The sequence below is a fragment of the Nonomuraea soli genome (assembly GCF_013761175.1).
In the GTDB taxonomy this organism is placed as follows: Bacteria; Actinomycetota; Actinomycetes; order Streptosporangiales; family Streptosporangiaceae; genus Nonomuraea; species Nonomuraea soli.
The window spans coordinates 692751-711721 of sequence record NZ_JACDUR010000002.1 but is presented as its reverse complement, the minus strand read 5'-3'; the positions used below and the strand labels follow the sequence as shown (position 1 = coordinate 711721).

General features: G+C 71.7%; 16 protein-coding genes. 8 read left to right on the top strand and 8 right to left on the bottom strand.

What is annotated here, in order from left to right; translation table 11 throughout:
• Positions 1 to 2: 2 nt before the first annotated feature.
• The 3 genes from HNR30_RS10435 to HNR30_RS10425 are packed head-to-tail and all read left to right on the top strand — an operon-like array spanning position 3 to position 4482.
• Positions 3 to 2027: a hydantoinase/oxoprolinase family protein gene (locus tag HNR30_RS10435; RefSeq protein WP_181609551.1), complete on the top strand. Its 2025-nt coding sequence runs from the start codon at positions 3 to 5 to the stop codon at positions 2025 to 2027.
• Positions 2027 to 3868 carry a hydantoinase B/oxoprolinase family protein gene (locus HNR30_RS10430; protein ID WP_181609550.1) on the top strand — a complete coding sequence of 614 codons (1842 nt, stop codon included), beginning with the start codon at positions 2027 to 2029 and terminating at the stop codon, positions 3866 to 3868. Before HNR30_RS10435 ends, HNR30_RS10430 begins: the two co-directional genes overlap by 1 nt.
• The gene (locus HNR30_RS10425; RefSeq protein WP_181609549.1) at positions 3865 to 4482 is read left to right on the top strand and encodes an isochorismatase family protein; all 618 of its coding nucleotides are present in this window, start codon (positions 3865 to 3867) and stop codon (positions 4480 to 4482) included. The genes HNR30_RS10430 and HNR30_RS10425 overlap by 4 nt, the downstream gene beginning before the upstream one ends.
• Here HNR30_RS10425 and HNR30_RS50045 read toward each other — a convergent pair.
• Entirely contained in the window at positions 4458 to 5153 is a 696-nt protein-coding gene (locus HNR30_RS50045) for a FadR/GntR family transcriptional regulator (protein WP_181609548.1), read from the bottom strand. The genes HNR30_RS10425 and HNR30_RS50045 overlap by 25 nt on opposite strands.
• A gap of 106 nt (positions 5154 to 5259) precedes the next feature.
• On the opposite strand from HNR30_RS50045, the gene HNR30_RS10415 reads away from it, so the two are divergent.
• On the top strand, positions 5260 to 6795 hold the full coding sequence (locus HNR30_RS10415) for a class I adenylate-forming enzyme family protein (protein WP_181609547.1): 1536 nt from the start codon (positions 5260 to 5262) through the stop codon (positions 6793 to 6795).
• Positions 6779 to 8020: a DUF4437 domain-containing protein gene (locus HNR30_RS10410; RefSeq protein WP_181609546.1), complete on the top strand. Its 1242-nt coding sequence runs from the start codon at positions 6779 to 6781 to the stop codon at positions 8018 to 8020. The genes HNR30_RS10415 and HNR30_RS10410 overlap by 17 nt, the downstream gene beginning before the upstream one ends.
• Positions 8021 to 8087: 67 nt before the next feature.
• On the opposite strand, the gene HNR30_RS10405 is transcribed toward HNR30_RS10410, so the two are convergent.
• The 7 genes from HNR30_RS10405 to HNR30_RS10375 all read right to left on the bottom strand — a co-directional run bounded on the left by HNR30_RS10405 (position 8088) and on the right by HNR30_RS10375 (position 15440).
• Positions 8088 to 8825 (bottom strand): ABC transporter ATP-binding protein, encoded by a 738-nt coding sequence (locus HNR30_RS10405; RefSeq protein ID WP_181609545.1) that lies wholly within the window; start codon positions 8823 to 8825, stop codon positions 8088 to 8090.
• Complete coding sequence (locus tag HNR30_RS10400) at positions 8822 to 10624, bottom strand: branched-chain amino acid ABC transporter ATP-binding protein/permease (RefSeq protein WP_181609544.1); 1803 nt, start codon at positions 10622 to 10624, stop codon at positions 8822 to 8824. Before HNR30_RS10400 ends, HNR30_RS10405 begins: the two co-directional genes overlap by 4 nt.
• Entirely contained in the window at positions 10624 to 11493 is an 870-nt protein-coding gene (locus HNR30_RS10395; RefSeq protein WP_181609543.1) for a branched-chain amino acid ABC transporter permease, read from the bottom strand. Before HNR30_RS10395 ends, HNR30_RS10400 begins: the two co-directional genes overlap by 1 nt.
• Positions 11494 to 11508: 15 nt before the next feature.
• Complete coding sequence (locus HNR30_RS10390) at positions 11509 to 12699, bottom strand: ABC transporter substrate-binding protein (RefSeq protein ID WP_181609542.1); 1191 nt, start codon at positions 12697 to 12699, stop codon at positions 11509 to 11511.
• A 100-nt stretch (positions 12700 to 12799) separates the two neighbouring features.
• Positions 12800 to 14239, bottom strand: coding sequence for a dihydroorotase (locus HNR30_RS10385; protein WP_181609541.1), 1440 nt, complete (start codon positions 14237 to 14239; stop codon positions 12800 to 12802).
• Entirely contained in the window at positions 14181 to 15068 is an 888-nt protein-coding gene (locus HNR30_RS10380) for an IclR family transcriptional regulator (protein WP_181609540.1), read from the bottom strand. Before HNR30_RS10380 ends, HNR30_RS10385 begins: the two co-directional genes overlap by 59 nt.
• 27 nt (positions 15069 to 15095) lie before the next feature.
• Entirely contained in the window at positions 15096 to 15440 is a 345-nt protein-coding gene (locus tag HNR30_RS10375; protein ID WP_181609539.1) for a hypothetical protein, read from the bottom strand.
• A gap of 112 nt (positions 15441 to 15552) precedes the next feature.
• Between HNR30_RS10375 and HNR30_RS10370 the strand changes: the two genes are divergently transcribed.
• The 3 genes from HNR30_RS10370 to HNR30_RS10360 are packed head-to-tail and all read left to right on the top strand — an operon-like array spanning position 15553 to position 18961.
• Positions 15553 to 16758, top strand: coding sequence for a CaiB/BaiF CoA transferase family protein (locus HNR30_RS10370; protein ID WP_181609538.1), 1206 nt, complete (start codon positions 15553 to 15555; stop codon positions 16756 to 16758).
• Positions 16758 to 17558 carry a cyclase family protein gene (locus HNR30_RS10365; protein WP_181609537.1) on the top strand — a complete coding sequence of 267 codons (801 nt, stop codon included), beginning with the start codon at positions 16758 to 16760 and terminating at the stop codon, positions 17556 to 17558. The genes HNR30_RS10370 and HNR30_RS10365 overlap by 1 nt, the downstream gene beginning before the upstream one ends.
• Positions 17555 to 18961 carry an MmgE/PrpD family protein gene (locus HNR30_RS10360; protein ID WP_181609536.1) on the top strand — a complete coding sequence of 469 codons (1407 nt, stop codon included), beginning with the start codon at positions 17555 to 17557 and terminating at the stop codon, positions 18959 to 18961. The genes HNR30_RS10365 and HNR30_RS10360 overlap by 4 nt, the downstream gene beginning before the upstream one ends.
• The last annotated feature ends 10 nt before the right edge of the window (positions 18962 to 18971 follow it).

Genomic DNA, 18971 nt, shown 5'->3' with positions numbered 1-18971 from the left:
CCATGCGATACCGGCTCGGGGTGGACGTCGGAGGGACGTTCACCGACATCCTCCTCATCGACCAGGACACCGGGCGCTCCTTCCGCGCCAAGACCCCGTCCACTCCCCACGACCAGTCCGTCGGCGTCCTGTCCGGCATCGAGCAGGTCTGCTCCCAGGCCGGCGTCGCCCTGCCCGAGATCGCCCAGGTCCTGCACGGCACCACCGTGGCCACCAACGCCATCCTGGAGGGCAGGGGCGCCCGCGTCGGCCTCGTCACCACCCAGGGTTTCCGCCAGGTGCTGCAGATCGCCCGCTCGTTCGTCCCCGGCGGCCTGGCCGGATGGATCATCTGGCCCAAGCCGGAGCCGCTGGCCGCGCTGGAGGACACGGTGGAGGCCGTCGAGCGGGTGGCCGCCGACGGTTCGGTGGTGACGCCGCTCGACGAGGACGACCTGCGCGCCAAGCTGCGGCGGCTGAAGGGCGTCGAGGCCCTGGCCGTGTCGCTGATCAACTCCTACGCCTTCGACGGCCACGAGCGGCGCATCGCCGCGATCGCCGCCGAGGAGCTGCCGGGCGTCCCCGTCTCGGTCTCCTCCGCGGTGCTGCCCGAGATGCGGGAGTACGAGCGGACGATCACCACGGTCGCCAACGCCTACGTGCAGCCGTACGTCGCCCGCTACATCGACAACATCGACGAGCTCACCGACGGCCAGCTGTACATCCTGCGCAGTGACGGCGGCCTGGCCTCCGCCCCCGCCGCGGCCGGCGGCCCGGTCAACCTGCTGCTGTCCGGACCGGCCGGAGGCGTGGCGGGCGCCACCTGGGTGGCCGAGCAGGCCGGATTCCCCGACTTCCTCACCTTCGACATGGGCGGCACCTCGACCGACGTCGCTTTGGTGCAGAACCTCCAGCCCCGCATCGGCCGCGAGACCACGGTCGGCGATCTGACCGTGCGCTCCGCCTCGGTCGACGTGCGCACGGTCGGCGCGGGCGGCGGCTCGGTCGCGCACGTGCCCGAGCTTACCCGCGCCCTGCGCGTCGGGCCGCAGTCGGCCGGCGCGGAGCCCGGCCCCGCGGCCTACGGCAAGGGCGGCACCGACCCGACCGTGACCGACGCCAACGTCGTGCTCGGCTACCTGCCGACGAACCTGGCGGGAGGGGCGATCTCGCTCGACCGCGAGCGGGCGCACGCCGCCGTGCGGAAGGTCGCCGACGCCATGGGCCTGCCGTCCGCGGAGGCGGCCGCCCAGGGCATCGTCGACATCGTCAACGAGAACATGTTCGGCGCCCTGCGGCTGGTCTCCGTGCAGCAGGGCTTCGACCCCCGCGACTTCGCCCTGGTCGCCTTCGGCGGCGCCGGGCCGCTGCACGCCAACGCGCTGGGCCGGCTGACCGGCTCGTGGCCGGTCATCATCCCGCCCTCCCCCGGCGTGCTGTGCGCCTACGGCGACGCCACCACGTGCCTGCGCGACGAGGCGGCGCGCACCCACATCCGCCGTTTCTCCCAGCTCACCGACGCCGGCCTGAGCGAGCTGCTGGCCGAGCTCGCCGAGACGGCCTCGGCGAGCCTGGCCGAGCAGGGTGTGCCCGCCGCCGACCACACGGTCGGCTACCAGGTGGACGTGCGCTACCACGGTCAGGGCTTCGAGATCCCCATCGCGATCGATCCCGGCATGGGCCTGGAGGCGCTCGGCAAGGCCTTCGACGCCGAGCACGAGCGGCTGTTCTCCTTCCTGCTGTCCAACGAGCGCGAACTGGTCAGCGCCCGCGCGTCGGTCAGCGGGCCCCGCCCCAACGTGCGCCCGGTCACCCTGGCCGCCGGAACCGAGGACGCCTCGGCCGCCGCGACGGGCACCCACGAGGTGTGGATGGACGGCGGCTGGGCCGAGGCCACCGTCTACGACCGCGCCGCCCTGCTGGCCGGCAACCTCGTCGCCGGCCCCGCGATCGTCGTCGAGATGGACTCCACCACTCTTGTGCTGCCCGGCCACGCGGCCCTCGTCCACGAGAGCGGCAGCCTGCTCATCCGCCCGATGGAGGCATGATGGCCCAGCTCATCCAGACCGCCACCACCCCGCTCGGGCGCGTGGACGTCGACCCGGTCACCCTCGACATCATCGAGAACGCGCTGCGCAACGCCCGCCACGAGATGGACGAGGTGCTCTTCCGCACGGCCCTGTCGCCCGGCATCCGGGAGCAGCACGACGAGTTCCCCCTCATCGGCGACCCCGAGGGGCGCATGGTGGTGGGCCAGTTCGGCCTGTCGATCCCGGCGCTGCTGGACCGGTTCGAGGGCACGGTGGAGGAGGGCGACGTCCTGCTCACCTCCGACCCCTACGCGTGCGACGGCGCCATCAGCCACGCCAACGACTGGCTGGTGGTCATGCCCATCTACGTCGACGGGCGGATCGTCGGCTGGGCCTCGATGTTCGGCCACATGTCCGACGTCGGCGGCAAGACGGCCAGCTCGATGCCGGCCGACGCCCGCACGATCTTCGAGGAGGGCGTCGTCATCCCGCCCTTCAAGCTGTACGCCAAGGGCGTGCTCAACGAGGACGCGCTGCGCATCATCCTCAACCAGGTGCGCCGCCCCGACTGGAACCGCGCCGACCTCAACGGCATCGTGGCCGCCTGCCGTACGGCATCGAGGCGGATCCAGGAGCTGTGCGCCCGGTTCGGCGCCGACACCTACACCTCGGCGCTCGAAGCGCTGCTCCAGCGCAACCACGACGCGATGAAGATCCTGCTGGCGACGCTGTTCGAGGACGGCGAGACGCTGACCTTCACCGACTACATCTGCGACGACGGCGTGGGGCACGGGCCGTACGAGCTGGTGCTGTCGCTGACCCGCACCGGCGACAAGGTGCTGCTGGACTTCACCGGATCGGCGCCGCAGGCCCAGGGGCCGATCAACTACTACCTCAACGAGAACCTCGTCCGGATGTTCTTCGGCATCTACCTGATCACGGTGGCCGACCCGCAGATCCTGTGGAACGACGGCTTCTACCCGCTGGTGGACGTGCTCATCCCGGACAGGACCTTCTGGAAGCCGGAGTACCCGGCCGCGCTCAACGCCCGCAACCACGGCGTGGGCCGCATCTTCGACCTGTTCGGCGGCCTGCTCGGCCAGAAGACGCCCGACCTGCTCAACGCCGCGGGGTTCTCCTCGTCGCCGCACTTCATGTACGCGGGCGAGGGCTTCCAGCTCTACTCGATCGGCTTCGGCGGCATCCCGGGCAGGCCCATCGGCGACGGCCCCGACGGGCACTCGTTGTGGCCATCGTTCACCAACATCCCGTGCGAGTTCCTCGAGTCGTACTACCCGCTGCGCATCGAGCGCTGGGAGACCGTCGCCGACACCGGCGGCGCGGGACTGCACCGCGGCGGCAACGGCGTGGACGTCTCCTACCGGTTCCTGGCGCCGGGCACGATCGCGATCCACGACGACCGCTGGCTGACCTACCCGTGGGGGGTCAACGGCGGCGCGCCGGGCGCCCGCGGGCGCAAGTGGATCGAGCGGTCCGACGGCCGGGTCGAGACACTGCCCAGCAAGATCCACGACGTTCCCGTCGCCCCCGGCGACGTGCTGCACTTCGTGACCTGGGGCGGCGGCGGCTGGGGCGACCCGCTGCGCCGTGACCCGGCCCTGGTCGCCCTGGAGGTACGGCGCGGCCTGGTGAGCGCGGAAGGCGCCCGCCACTACGGCGTGGTGTGCACGCCCGAGGGCGCCGTGGACGATGCGGCCACCGCCCGGCTGCGCGAGGAGCTGGAGCGCACCCGGCCGGAGCCGGCGGTGTTCGACATGGGGCCGCCCCTGGCCGAGATCCTCGCCCGCTGCGAGGAGGAGACGGGCCTGCCCGCCCCGCTCCCCCCGGTGTCGCGGTGATCCGGCCCCACGAGGAGGTGTACGGGCGCTCGCTCCCCTTCGGCGAGCGCCCGGCGCTGCTCCTCGTCGACCTCATGCGCGCCTACTTCGAGCCGGGCGAGGAGCTGTTCATCGGCTCGCGGGAGTGCCTGGAGTCGGCCTCTCGGGTGCTGGCCGCCGCGCGGGCGGCCGCCGTACCCGTCGTGCACACCCGCGTCGCCTTCGGCGCGGGCGGAGCCGACGGCGGGCTGTTCTTCCGCAAGGTGGCGCCGCTGCGCCACCTGGTCGGCGACGGCCCGCTGGGCGAGCTCATGCCGGAGGTGGCGCCCGCGGACGGCGAGCTGGTGGTGGTCAAGCAGTACGCCAGCGCCTTCTTCGGCACCACGCTCGCCTCCACCCTGCGGGTCCAGGGCGTCGACACGGTCGTGCTGGCCGGCGTCTCGACCAGCGGCTGCATCCGCGCCACGGCCGTCGACGCGATCCAGCACGGCTTCGTGCCGATCGTGGTACGGCAGGCAGTCGGCGACCGCGATCCGCGCCCGCACGAGGCCAACCTCTTCGACATCCAGGCCAAGTACGGCGAGGTCTGGGAGGAGCCGGACGTGGTCAGTCAGCTGGCGCGGTCGATCGCCTGATAGGTGGAGCGCAGGTGCTCGAGGTGCGCCCCTGCGGCCTCGCTCGCGCCCTTCTCGTCGCCCGCCTCGACGCGGGCGAGGATCTCGCGATGGTCGCGGTCGACCTCGTGCCAGAACCGGTCCGGCGCGCGCTCACGCAGGAACCGCTCGTCGAGCACCTGGAAGACGGGCTGGGCGACGACCTCGAGCACCGGGTTGCCGGAGGAGCGCAGCAGCAGGGTGTGGAAACGTTTGTTCGGCTCGTGCATCTCCTCCAGCGGCAACGTCGCCGGGTCGAAGAGCGCGGCACGCAGCTCGTCGAGGTCGTCCTGGCTGCGTCGCAGCGCGGCCAGGCCGGCCGCCGGCACCTCCAGCAGCGCGCGGATCTCCAGCAGCTGGTCAACGGTGATCCGCGTGTCGGCGGCCAGCAGGTTGAAGCTGGTGTGGAGGTAGTCGCCGATCTGCTCCGGCCGCGGCGCCACCACGAAGCTGCCCCCGCTCACCCCGCGCAGCGTCGCGATCAGGTTCTGGCTGGCCAGCAGCCGCAGCGCCTCGCGCACGGTGCTGCGGCTGACGCCGTAGCCGGCCGACAGCTCGGGTTCGACGGGCAGGCGGTCGCCGGGGCGGAACTCTCCGGCGAGGATGCGCTCCCGGAGGCTCGTCGCGAGCCGGTGATAGGCGGGAATGGACACCTGAGCATCCTAGGCGAAAACGTCAGACTTTCCATTGACGAGCGACGGCGCCACACGACATGATTTTGAAATGGCGTTTCACCCTGTGGAACAAGGAGGTGTCGCGATGCCGCTCCTGCCCGGAGGCGCCCCGCTGTCCATCGCCGGCGGAGTCCGCGAGTTCGGCGGCGCCACGCCCGGCGCGATCGCCGTGTCCGACGGCGACCGGAGACTGAGCTACCGCGGGCTGCACGACCACTCCAGCAGGCTGGCCAACCTCCTGCTCCGCGAGGGCCTGCGGCCGGGCGAGCGGGTGGCCGTCCTGCTCGGCAACCGCATGGAGTACCCCGAGATCGCCTGCGGCATCGCCAAGGCCGGGCTGGTCATGGTGCCGATCGCGCCGCGGCTCACGCCCGCCGAGGCGGCCTACATCATGGGCCACTCGGGCAGCCGGGCGCTCATCCTGGACAACGCGCTGAGCTCCATCGTCGAGGACTGCGCGCCCCCCACCGTGCTGTCGATCGGCGGGACGGGGCTCGGCCCCTCCTACGACGCGATGATCTCGATGGCGCCCGCCACCGACCCGCGCATCGCCGTCGACGAGCGCGACCCGTTCTGCGTCGCCTACACCTCCGGGACCACCGGCCGCCCCAAGGGCGTCGTGATCAGCCACCGCTCCAGGTCGCTGACCTTCTACGCCGCCGCCCTGGAATGGGGCCTCGGCCTGGGCCGCCGCACGATCGCGGTGGCGCCGATGTACCACGGCGCCGGCTTCGCCTTCGGCTACGCGCCCGTCTTCACCGGCGGATCGGTGGCGATGCTGCGCTCCTGGGATCCCGAACGGCTGCTCGCCATGATCGAGCGTGAGCGCGCCCAGTCGGTCTTCCTGGTCCCCACCCACGCCCACACGATCCGGGCGCTGGGCGAGGCGGCGCTGCGCAAGCACGACCTGTCGTCACTGGACACGCTCTACTTCAACGCCGCCGCGTTGCCCGGACCGCTCAAGGAATGGGTGATGGACGCCTTCCCCGGCGTCGGCGTGCACGAGCTGTACGGCTCGACCGAGGCGGGCATCGTCACCAACTGCCGCCCGGCCGACGCGCGCCGCAAGATCGGCTCCGTCGGGCAGCCCTGGTTCATGACCGACGTGCGCGTCGTCGACGACGAGGGCAACCCCGTCGGCCCCGGCGAGCGCGGCGAGCTGTTCAGCCGCTCGCCGTACCTCATGAACGGCTACCTCGACGACCCCGAGGCCACCGCCGCCTGCGTCACCGACGACGGCTACCTCACCAGCGGCGACATCGTGGTACGCGACGAGGAGGGCTACATCTCCATCGTCGACCGTAAGAAGGACATGATCATCTCGGGTGGGGTGAACATCGCGCCCCGCGAGGTGGAGGACGTCATCGCCGCCTTCCCCGGCGTCGCCGAGGCCGCCGTGGTCGGCCTGCCGGACGACCGGTGGGGCGAGGTCGTGGCCGCCTTCGTCGTCACCCTGCCCGGCGCCTCCGTGGCCTCGGAGGCCCTCGACACGCACTGCCGTGCCAGCCTGTCCGGCCCCAAGCTCCCCCGGCGCGTGGAGTTCGTCACCGCGCTCCCCCGCAACGCCGCGGGCAAGATCCTCAAGCGCACCCTGAAGGAGAGTTATGCGCCCCCACGTTGAACTGATCCAGGAAGACGACTACATCTGGCACGGCGCCGAACTCGTCGCCGGTGAGGGCCGCGCCAGCGAGCGGCGGCTGTCGGTGGACGAGGAGGACGGCTCCTCCTCGCTGCGCATCGACTTCCACACCGACTGGGGTCGCGGTCCCGGCGTGCACCACGCCAACACCGAGTACTACGTGCTCGAAGGCTCCATGACGTACGGCGGGCGGAGCATCGGCAAGGGCGGCTACGTCCACGCGCCCAAGGGCGTGCCCACCGAGGCCATCACCTTCGCCGAGGGCACGCGGATCCTGCACTACCGGGAGTTCGGCGACGCCGGATTCGACCTGGGAGCCGCCCGCTGGGACAACGCCCGCGAGGAGATCATCGTGATCGACAGCGACGCGATGAGGTGGGACGCCGTGCCCAACCCCGGCCCCATGCCCGGGCTCTTCATCAAGTACCTCCACGTGGACCCGGTGACCGGCTTCTACACCCGCCTCGTGCACGCCCAGGAGGGCTGGGCCGACCACCGCCTGGCCCACCACCCCTGCTACGAGGAGGCCTACACCGTCCAGGGGCACATGGAGTACAACTTCGGCACCCTCGACCTGGGCACCTACTTCTTCCGTCCCGCCCGCGTCAAGCACGGCCACTTCACCACCATGGAGGGCGGCGCCACCTGGCTGCTGCGCTCCGACGGCGAGCTGCACAACTGGTACACCCAGAACGAGTGGGTGCGCTGGGGCGGCGAGGCGGTCAACTACGGGCCGAACGGCGGGCGCATGCGCTGGTCGCAGTCGACCCACGACCTGGCCTCCCGGCCGACCTGGCGCAGCGAGCGCGACCTGGAGGACCTGGCCGCCGCGTGGCGTTTCCAGCACGAGCAGGGCCAGCCCGACGACGAGTACGTGCAGCACGGCATGGGCACGGACAAGAGCCTGATCGCCATCGCCAAGGCCATGGACGCCGCCCGCCTGCAGGGCGGCCACGGCGACCACGACCACTCTCATGACCACGGCCACTCTCATGACCACGGCCACTCCCACGGCCCCGGGCACGACCACGACTGGGGCACCGACCCGCGCGACCTGGAGCACCCCGACGAGCGCACCGACGCCCACGCGCACAACTGGGGACGCGGCAGGTCCTGGAAGCCCGGCGACGCCATCCCCGCGCCGATCGTCTCCAGCATCCCGGTCCGCAGCCGCTCGCGCGGCCGCTGGGATGGCGACGGCATGTAACCCCGCAGCGCACAACGATGGGCCCCTGGTCGACGACCAGGGGCCCATCGGCGCTTTCAACCGGGTGTCAGCCGGTGGCCGGGGAGATCTCGCCGCCGAGATAGACGGCCTGAACCCGGGGGTCCTTCCGCACCGCGTCCGACGTGCCCGAGATCGCCACCCGGCCGCGCTCCAGGACGTAGGCGCGGTCGGCCAGGTTGAGCGCGGTCGCCGCCTGCTGCTCCACCAGCAGGACGGACAGGCCCCGCTCGGTGTGCAGCCGCTTGATGTAGCCGAACAGCTCAGCCACCTTCAGCGGGGCCAGCCCCAGCGAGGGCTCGTCGAGCACGAGCAGCCGCGGCGCGGACATCAGGGCGCGGCCGACGGCGAGCATCTGGGCCTCGCCCCCCGACAACGTCCCGGCGAGCTGCTCGCGCCGCTCGTCCAGGCGGGGGAAGAGCGCGAGCACCTCGTCGAGCAGCTCCTGGCGCCTCGTGCGCGAGCGGCGGTGCACGAAGGCGCCGAGCTGCAGGTTCTCCAGGACCGTGTGATCGGGGAAGACCTGCCGTCCCTCGGGCACGTGGCCCAGGCCGAGCCCGGTGCGCCGCCAGCCCGGCTTCGTCGTGATGTCCTCGCCGCCGAGCAGCACCCGGCCCGCCGACGGCTTGATCAGGCCCGACAGGACACGCAGCGTGGTCGACTTGCCCGCGCCGTTGGGCCCGAGCAGGGCCACGAACTCGCCCTCGCCCACGGTGAGCTCCACGCCGAACAGGGCCTGGACGCCTCCGTACCCGGCGGACAGGGCGGTGATCTCCAGCAGGCTCATGAGCTCTCCACGAGGTCGGGCCGTCCGAGATAGGCGGCCAGCACGGCGGGATCGGCGCGGACCTGGGCGGGAGCGCCACGCGCGATCACGCGACCGGTCTCGATCACCGTGACCTCGTCGCACACCTTCATGACGAACTCCACGTTGTGCTCGATCAGCACGACGGCCAGGCCGCGCTCGCGCAGCGCGGCGCACAACCTGGCCAGCGCGTCGATCTCGCCCGGGACCAGGCCCGTGGCGGGTTCGTCGAGGATCAGGACCCGTGGCCGCGTCGCCACCGCGCGCACGACCTCCAGCAGCCGCTTCTGCCCGTGCGACAGGGAGTCCGCGGGGAAGGAGGCGCGGGCGGCCAGGCCGGCGAAGGCCAGCAACTCCGTGGCGAAGGCCCGCGCCTCCCGCTCGGCGCGCAGGCAGGACGGCAGGCGCAGGACGGCGGAGACCCAGGAGTACGGCGTGCGGATGCCGGTGAGCACGTTGTCCAGCACGCTCTGCCGCTCGAACAGGTGCGGCACCTGGAAGACGCGGGTGACCCCCGCGCCCGGCACCGCCCAGGAGGCGGCGGGGGCCGGCTCGCCGAAGATCAGCACCTCGCCCTCGTCGGCGCGGTAAAACCGGGTCAGGCACGAGACCAGGGTGGACTTGCCCGACCCGTTGGGGCCGATGACGCCGTGGACGGTGCCGGCCTGGACGGCGATGTCGACGCCGTCCAGGGCGCGCACCCCGCCGAAGTGCTTGACCAGGCCGCGCCCTTCCAGAGCGGGAACATCGCGGTCAGGGGGCCGATCGCCGGAGCCGACGGAGGCGGGCACCTGCGAGGTCTCCGGATCGCCCCCGGCATCGGGCGCGGCCTTGGGGCGGCCGAAACGGGAGGCCTGCCAGGTGCCCACGATGCCGCGCGGGATCACCATCATCGACACCAGCAGCGCCACCCCGAGGATCAGCGTCGTGTAGCGGGCGTGGTCCTTGCCCAGCTCCACGATCACCGTGATGAACGCCACCCCGAGGAGCGGCCCGGCGAGCGTGCCGATGCCGCCGAGGAACAGCCCGACGAAGAACACCAGGCCGTTGTCCAGCAGCCCGACGTCGGGGTTGATGAAGCCGAGCTGCAACGCGTACAACCCGCCGGACAGCCCCGCCAGCCCGCCCGCCACGCTGAAGGTCAGCAGCTTGGTGGTGGCGGGGCGGATGCCCATGGCCGAGGCCGATTCCGGGCTCTCGCGCACCGCCATCGCGGCGCGCCCCGCCGAGCTGCGCACGAAGTTGCGCTGCACCAGGTAGGCGACGATCAGCGCGGCGACGACCACGTAGTAGAAGGCCCGCTTGGCCATGCCGGGATCGATGCCGGTGATGCCGTTGATCCCGCCGGTGACGTCGTCCCACTCGCGGCCGATCTCGATGACGATCAGGTTGGCCGCGAGCGTGATCATGCCGAAGTACAGGTAGGTGGCGCGCAGGCTGACCAGGAGCAGCAGCGCCGACAGCACGGCGGACAGGACGACGGCCAGGCCCAGGCCCACCGGCCAGGGCAGCCCGGCCTTGACCGCGACGAAGGCCGTGCCGTACCCGCCGAGCAGTTGCAGGCCGGTGTGGGCCATGGACAGCATGCCGCCGTAGCCCATGGCGAGGTTGAGCGAGATGGTCAGCACGGCGGCGATGGCGGCCGAGGCGACCAGGCCGTCGTAGTACTGCGCGTTGTAGCTGTAGAAGTCGGTGATGAACGGCCAGGCGAGCAGCAGCGCCACGACGGCGGCGGTCGTGACGGCGGTGGCGGCGCTCGCGGCCGTGAGCGGTCTGGACATCAGTGCGCCTCCATCGGCTTGCCGAACAGACCCGACGGATAGACGAGCAGGATCAACGCGAGAAGGCCGAAGACCACCAGGTTCCCGGCCGTCGCGTTGATCTCCGTGCGGACCACCGAGTCGAGCACGCCGACGATGAGACCTCCGGCCAGCGCGCCGCGCGGCGAGCCGACCCCGCCGATGACGGCGGCGGTGAAGCCCTTGATCGTGAAGATCAGGCCCGCGGCGGGCCCGATGAACAGCACCGGCGCGGCCAGCAGCCCCGCCAGAGCCGACAGCACCGTGGCGACCACGAAGCTCAGCACGATGATGCGCTGCACGGGGATGCCCATCAGCACAGCGGTGCCGGGGTTGTGCGAGGCCGCCCGGATGGCCCGGCCGTAGGTGCTGCGGCGCAGGAGCAGGTCGTAGCCGGCCATGACCGCCAGGGCGATGGCGACGGTGAGCACGATCTGCCACGACACCTGCTCGCCCGCGAGGGTGAAGCCGCCCTCGGCCATCGGCGCCGGGCGCAGCGCGTCGACGTCGCGGTAGCCGAGCGTGAAGATCGACTGGAAGATCAGCGCCGCGGCGAGGGTCGCCACGATCCAGGCGAAGCGCGAGCCCGACAGGCGCACCGGGAGCATGATCATGCGCTCCGACAGCACGCCCATCAGGGTCGCCAGGGCGAGGGTGGCCAGGATGGCCACCACCCACCCCAGCTTGCCCAGGCTGATCACCTGGTAGCCCACGACCGCGCCGAGGATCAGCGCCTCGCCCTGGGCGAAGTTCATCACTCTGGTGGGCTGGTAGACGATCGCCAGGCTCAGTGCCACCAGCGCGTAGATCGAGCCGGTGAAGACACCGTCGATCCAGGCCTGCAAGGTCATCGGCCGTGCTCCTGCTCAGTTGGGCAGTTCGCGGGTGAACCAGCCCTTGTCGTCCTTGTCCCACTGGTAGAGCCGGATGTCCTGCTCGCCGTAGAACTCGTGGGCCTGGCCCGGCTTGATCGCGTTGCCGGACGGGGTGGTGTCGGCGGCCAGGTCCAGCTTCTCCATGGCGGCGGCGACCTTGTCGGGGTCGGTGCCGCCCGCCGCCTTGACCGCCTCGGCGTAGGCGAAGACGCAGTCGGCCGCCAGGGCGGTGCCCTTGGGCGAGGTCGCGCCGGTCTTGGGGCCGGTGTTGACGCCGTACTTCTGCTCCACGGCCTCGATGTGCTTGCGGTAGCCGGGGCGCCACTGCTCGCGGTCGCGCGTGGGGTACTGGTAGTTCGGCGCGGGGAAGACGATGCCTCGGGCGGCGTCGCCGGCTCCTTCGATGAAGGAGATGTTCTGCGCGCCGGAGCCCGCCCCGATGAGGATGCCCTTGTAGCCCGCGGCCCCGGCGGCGGCCAGCGTCTTGGCGCCGCCGACGTTGCTGGAGTAGAAGATCGCCTCGGCGTCCTTGAAGGCGTCCATGTAGGCGCTGTGGCTCTGGTCGTCGGGCCGGGTGGACTGGAAGCCGAGGTAGGTCAGCCCGGCTCCGGCGGCCTCCTTGGCGAGGATGGCGTCGACCGACTTGCCGGTGTCGTCGCCCTCGTAGATCAGGCCGACGTTCTTGGCGCCCTTGCTCTTGAGGTAGCCCAGGGCCTTGGCGACGTCGAGTTCGGTGGCGTCCTGCGACCGGAAGCCGTAGCCGAGCTCGGCGAAGCTGCCCGAGGCGACGCCGGGCTGGCAGTTGATCTTCTTGTTCTGCTCGAAGACGCCCTTGGCGGCGTTGTAGAAGGCGGTGAGCGACGGTCCGACGACCAGCTTGATCTGCTGGTCCCCGGCCAGTTCCGTGGCCGCCTGCACGGCCTTGCCCGGGTCGAGGCCGCTGTCGCGGGTGACCAGCTGGAGCTGGGCTCCGTCGATGCCGCCCGCCGCGTTCAACCGGTCGATCTCCACCTGGATGGAGTTCTGCTGGGAGATGCCCAGGACGGCCAGCGGCCCGCTCATCGGCCCGATGATGCCGATCTTTATCGGGGGCTTGCCCCCGGCTTCCTTGCCGGAGCAGCCGGTCGCGGTCAAGGCGACAGCGACCGACAGCACCACGATTCCGACAGTTGACTTGTGCACGCCGGGCCTCCAATCCCAGTCAGCGTTCCGCTTACAGGAACGCCGTTTCAGCATGGTGGCCCCGCCTCTCCTGCACTGTCAATAGGTCAGACGTTTCGGCTCAGTTGCGCTGGAGATAGGCCCCCGCGGGCTCGCCGACCACCTCGCCGTCCCGATAGGCGATCCGTCCGCCGACCACGGTCGCCACCGGCCAGCCGGTGACCTCGGCGCCCTCGAAGGGACAGTGGTCCTGCGCCGACAGCAGCAGGTCGGTGGTGACGGTCCTGGTCAGCTCCGGGTCGACCACGGTCAGGTCGGCGTCGAAGCCGACCGCCAGGCTGCCCTTGCGGCCCCACAGGTTGTAGGCCTTGGCCGGGTTGGCCGAAGCCACCTCGGCGATCCTGGTGAGCGGGATGCCCCGGCGCAGGTGGCCCTCGGAGACCAGCACGGGGTAGAGCAGGGCCGTGCCGCCGAATCCTGGCCGGGCGGGCCACAGCTGGTCGCCCTTGTGCTCCTCCATGCAGCAGGCGTGGTCGGAGGCCACCCAGCCCACCACGCCGTCGCGCACGCCTCGCCACAACGCCTCGTTGTGCTCGCGGGTGCGGATCGGCGGGTTGACCTTGCCGCCCAGCCCGCCACGCGCGTCCAGCTCGTCGTGGTCCAGGCACAGGTGGTGCAGCGTGGTCTCGAACCGCATGTCGACGTGGCCGTACAGGTCGCGAGCGGTGGCCGCGGCCCCCAGCGCGTCGGCGCTCGACAGGTGGAGCAGGTTGAGGTTGGTGCCGGTGTGGCTGGCCAGCGTGGTCGCCTCGGCGATCGCCACCCGCTCGGTCAGCGGCGGACGGCCCTCGCTGTAGGCGCGCAGGTTCTGCGGGGCGCCGCCGCGCTGCACCCGGTCGATGAAGACCCGCATCAGCTCCGACTGCTCGCAGTGCAACGACAGCGACAGCCGTACGTCGGGACGGGCGGCCTGGACCGCGGCGAGCTGTTCCATGATCAGGAAGAGGTGGCCGAGGTCGTACTCGTCGCCCATGGTGAAGGCCTGCGCGTCGCGGCTGTTGGCCGCCAGGTCGAAGCCCTTGTAGAACATGTAGTACTTGTAGGAGGTGATCCCGTGCTCCTCCACGAGCTGCGGGATCTCGCCGATCTGCTCGACCGTCATCGGCGCCAGGTGGAAGCCGTAGTCGGTGAAGCAGCGCCCGGCCACCGCGTCGAGCACCTCGGGGAAGATCTGCTTGTACGGCCCGGTCCTGTCGAGGTAGTGCTGACCGGTGCGGAAGTACGTCAGGACCGTCGTGGCCCCGCCGACCAGCGACGAGCGGGTCTCCTCGAAGGCGTCCAGCGCCATGTCGCGGTAGATGCCGATGTGGAAGTGCGCGTCGACGGCGCCCGGGAGCACGATCTTGCCGGTGGCGTCGATGACCTCGGCGGCCTCGGCGGCGGGGATCTCCGTGGCGATGGCGGCGACCTTGCCGCCGGACACGGCCAGGTCCGCGCGGATCTCACCGTGATAGGGAAGGACGATCAGCCCGCCCTTGACGAGCAGGTCGTAGCGGTGCATCAGGGGATTCCTTTCGAAAACCGAGCTGGGCGGAGAGCCTGTCCGAGGCCTCCAGGAGCGCGGCCGCGCACGCGTCGGCCTCTCCGATGAAACGTTCCGCCGGGCCGCAGACGCTGACGACGGCGGCGGGCCGGCCATGGTGGTCGAGGATCGGGGCGGCGACGGAGGCGGCTCCGCTCTGCCGTTCCGAGATGGACATGGCGTAGCCGCGGCGCCGGATGAGCGCCAGTTCGGTCAGCAGCCTGTCGTGGTCGGTGACCGTCGAGGCGGTCATGGGGACGAGGGGGTTGCGCAGGTAGTCGGCGATCTCGTCCTCGGCCAGGAAGGCCAGGAAGGCCTTGGACGACCCGCCGGCGTGCAGGGGGTACGGCACGCCGAGCGACACGGACATGATCACCTCGCGCTGGGGCGTCACCTGGTCGATGTAGACCCTGGTGTCGCCGGTGCGGATGGACAGCGTCGCCGTCTCGTGGGTGCGCCTGCTCAGGTCGATGAGCTCGGGCGCGGCCAGCCGCCGCACGTCGATCCGGTCGAGGTAGGCCAGTCCGAGCCGCATCGCCGTCAGCCCGAGGGAGTAGCGCCTGCTCTCCTCGTCGAGCTCCACCAGTCCCCTGGTCCGTAGCGAGGCCAGGACCCGGTGCACGGCCGCCTTGGACATGCCCAGGCTCTCGGCGATCTCCGTGACGCCGAGCGTGAGCGCTCCGGACTCGGCGAACAGGACGAGGACGTCGGCGGCGCGCTCGACCGTGGCGACGGTCTGGCTGCCCACGTCGCTGGTGGCGCGTTCAGGCACGTTGGCGGGCACATTGGCAGGCACATTGGCAGGCATGGCGGCTCCTCGGGCTCGCGGGGCCCGTCACTCGCGCCGGAATCCGACGGTGACGGGAGGGTCGGTCATGATCCTCGTGTCGAGGAAATCCCACCACTCCTCCTGGGAGACCCGCTCGGATTCCCAGGACGTGTCGGCCTTGAGCGTGCCCAGCGCGGCCCGGTAGGCGCCCCACGCGGCCTCGTCCTCGAAGGCCGCCCAGTTCTCCAGCGTGTAGACGTCGCCGATCACGCTGTAGTGCCAGCGCACCTCCTTGACCATGGGCAGGTCGCGGTAGAACCAGCGTTCCCGGTCCTCCAGCCAGGCCCAGAAGGCCTTCATGTCCCGGCGTGCGCGTGGCGACAGGCGCATCCGGTAAACGAGATAGAGCATTAAGGTTTCCCATCACGTGACAGTGTTTCCTTTTGATGGACCATCCTGCCCATCCTTGGGTACAGTCTGAAACATCATTCCGCAAAACGGAACACTCGCCCGGGAGTTGTGCGTGCAGAACGGATCAGTCGCCGGCCCGCTCGACGGCATCGTGGTTCTCGACATCGCCACGCTCTTCGCGGGGCCGCTGGCCGCCACGGTGCTGGGAGACTACGGCGCAGAGGTGATCAAGGTCGAGCATCCCCGTCACGGCGACCCCTCCCGCAAGCACGGCCACACCAAGGACGGCGTGGGCCTGTGGTGGAAGATGCTCTCCCGCAACAAGAAGGCCGTCACCTGCGACCTGGGCACCGCCGAGGGCGCCGCGCTGATCCTGCGCCTGGCCGCCGGGGCCGACGTGCTGATCGAGAACTTCCGGCCCGGCACCCTCGAACGCTGGGGCCTGTCACCGCAACGGCTCCACGAGGCCAACCCGCGCCTGGTGATCGCCAGGGTGACCGGGTTCGGGCAGGCCGGGCCGTACGCCCACCGTCCCGGGTTCGGCACCCTCGCCGAGGCCATGAGCGGATTCGCGGCGGTCACCGGGGAGCCCGACGGCCCGCCCACCCTGCCGCCCTTCGGCCTGGCCGACGGCGTCTCGGCCCTGACGTGCGCCAACGCGGTGACGATGGCGCTGTACGAACGCGAGCGCTCGGGCCGCGGCCAGGTGATCGACCTGGCCATCATCGAGCCGCTGCTGACCCTGCTCGGGCCGCAGCCGCTGTGGTGGGACCAGCTCGGCGTGCTCCAGGAGCGCACCGGCAACCGCAGCGTCAACAACGCGCCGCGCAACACCTACGGCACCCGCGACGGCCGCTGGGTCGCCGTCTCCACCTCCTCGCAGAACATCGCCGAGCGGGTGATGCGCCTGGTCGGCCATCCCGAGGTCGTCGAGGAGCCGTGGTTCGCCGGCGGCGCCGACCGGGCCGCGCACGCCGACCTGCTGGACGCCCACGTGGGAGGCTGGATCGCCGAGCGCGACCTGGACGAGGTGGTCGCCGCCTTCGAACGGGCGCAGGCCGCCGTCGCGCCCGTCTACGACATCCGCGACGTCTTCGACGACCCCCAGTACCGCGCCCTCGACACGATCACCACCGTCGACGACGCCGAGCTCGGGCCGCTGCGCATGCAGAACGTGCTGTTCCGCCTGTCCCGCACCCCGGGATCGATCCGCTGGGCCGGTCCCCCGATGGGTGCGCACAACGACGAGGTGTACGGCTCCCGCCTGGGACTGGACACCGACGAGATCGCGCGGTTGCGCGAGAAGGGTGTGATCTGATGACCCTGTGGAGCGCCGTGGCGGCCGCCACAGTGTTCGATCTCGCGCAGCCCATGCGCAAGGGCATGCCGCAGTCGCCCAACCACCCGCCCTTCCGCATGGCGCTCGAACGACGCCACGGCGACCTGGTCCGGCCCGACGGCGGCTCGGCCGCCAACGAGGTCATCGTCACCGGCGGCCACGTCGGCACCCACGTCGACGCGCTGGCGCACGTCTCGCAGGAAGGGCGGCTGTACGGCGGGCTCGACGCGGCCGAGCTCACCTCGCACGAGGGGTTCGGCGCGCTGGGCATCGACGAGTTCACCCCCTACGCCGGACGCTGCGTGCTCCTGGACGTCGCCGCCGCCCACGGGGTGGCGGTGCTGCCCGCCGGATACGAGATCACCCCGGAGGACCTGGACAAGGCATCGGCCGGGCTGCAGATCGGCGAGGGCGACGCCGTCCTCATCGGCACCGGGTGGTCCCGCCTGTGGGACGACGGACCGGCCTTCGTCGGGCACCAGGACGGCGTTCCCGGGCCCGGCGAGCGGGCCGGGCGCTGGCTGGCCGAACGCGCGCCCCGCCTGGTCGGCGGCGAGACCATCGCCTTCGAGCACATCGCGCCCGGCCGCGGCCACGCCACGCTGCCGGTGCACAGGACCCTGCTGGTGGAGTCGGGCATCAACATCGTCGAGACCATGCGCCTGGCCGACCTCCTCGACACCGGCGCCCGGGAGTTCCTGCTGGTGCTCGCGCCCCTGCCGATCGTCGGGGCCACCGGCGCGCCCGTCCGCCCCCTCGCCTTCGTGAGCGCCGCATGACCACTCACGTGCAGCGGCTGGCGGCGTTCGCCGCCGCATGCCGGGACGCCGGCGTGCCCGCCGGCATCGGCGACGACGTCACCAGCCGGATCCTCGACGTCCTGGGCAACTGCCTGGCCGCCTACGGCGAGCCCGACGGCGACGCGGGACCCGCCGTCCTGCGCGCCGCGCGCCGCTGGGGCGGCACGCCCGAGTCCACCACGATCGGCAGCGGCGACCGGCTGCCCGCGCCGTCGGCCGCGCTGGTCAACGGCACACTCGCACACGCCCTCGACTTCGACGACACCCACCTGCCCTCCGTGCTCCACCCCAGCGCCCCCGTCGTGCCGGCCGCGCTGGCCGCCGCCGAGGCCGCCGGCGCGAGCGGAGCCGCGCTGATCGCCGCCGCCGCCGCGGGCATCGAGGTGTGCAACCGGCTCGGCATGGCCTCCTACCTGCCCGAGGCGCGCAACTCCCTCTTCTTCGAGAACGGGCAGCACGCCACCTCCATCTGCGGCACGATCGGCGCCGCCGTCGCCGCCGGGCTCGTCACCGGCCTCGACGCCGAGGGCATCGCCCACGCCGCGGGCATCGCCGCCAGCATGGGCTCCGGCCTGCTCGAGGCCAACCGCACCGGCGGCACCGTCAAACGCGCGCACTGCGGCTGGGCCGCCCACGCGGGCGTGTCCGCCGCGGTCATGGCGGCCGAAGGGCTGACCGGTCCGCCGACCGTGCTGGAGGGCAGGTTCGGCTTCTTCCAGGCGTGGATCGGCGGGCGCTTCGACGCCGACGCGCTGCTGTCGGGGCTGGGCGAGCGGTGGGAGCTGACCCGCACGGTCTACAAGCCCTACCCGTCGAACCACTTCACGCATCCGGCCATCGACTGCGCCCTCGCCCTGCGGGCCCAGGGCGTCGATCCGGCCGAGATCGAGGAGATCGAGCTGGGGGTGCCCGCCCCGGTGCTGCGCACCATCGCCGAGCCGTACGAGGAGAAGATCCGGCCGCGCTCGCCGTACCACGCGAAGTTCTCCGGGCCCTACACCGTTGCGGCCGCGCTGCTGGGCGGAGGCGGGCTCGGGCTGGCGCTCGACGACTTCGCCCGGCTGGACCCCGAGCGGCTCGCCCTGGCCGCCCGCGTGCGGTGCGTGGCCGACGAGCGGGCCTCGGAGATCTTCCCCACGGCCTTCCCCGCCGTGGTGCGGCTACGGATGAAGGACGGCTCGACCAGGGAGCACCGGGTCGACTCCTCGCGCGGCGGCCCCGAGCATCCGCTCTCGCACGAGGACCAGGCGGCGAAGTTCCGCTCCAACGCCGGCCGCGTGCTGGCGGCGGACCAGGTGGAGGAGCTGATCGCGACCGCCCGGGGGCTGCCGGACGCCGCCTGCGTGGCGGGCCTGGCCGAGCTGACGGTCGTGCGCCACTAGGAGCCGCCTG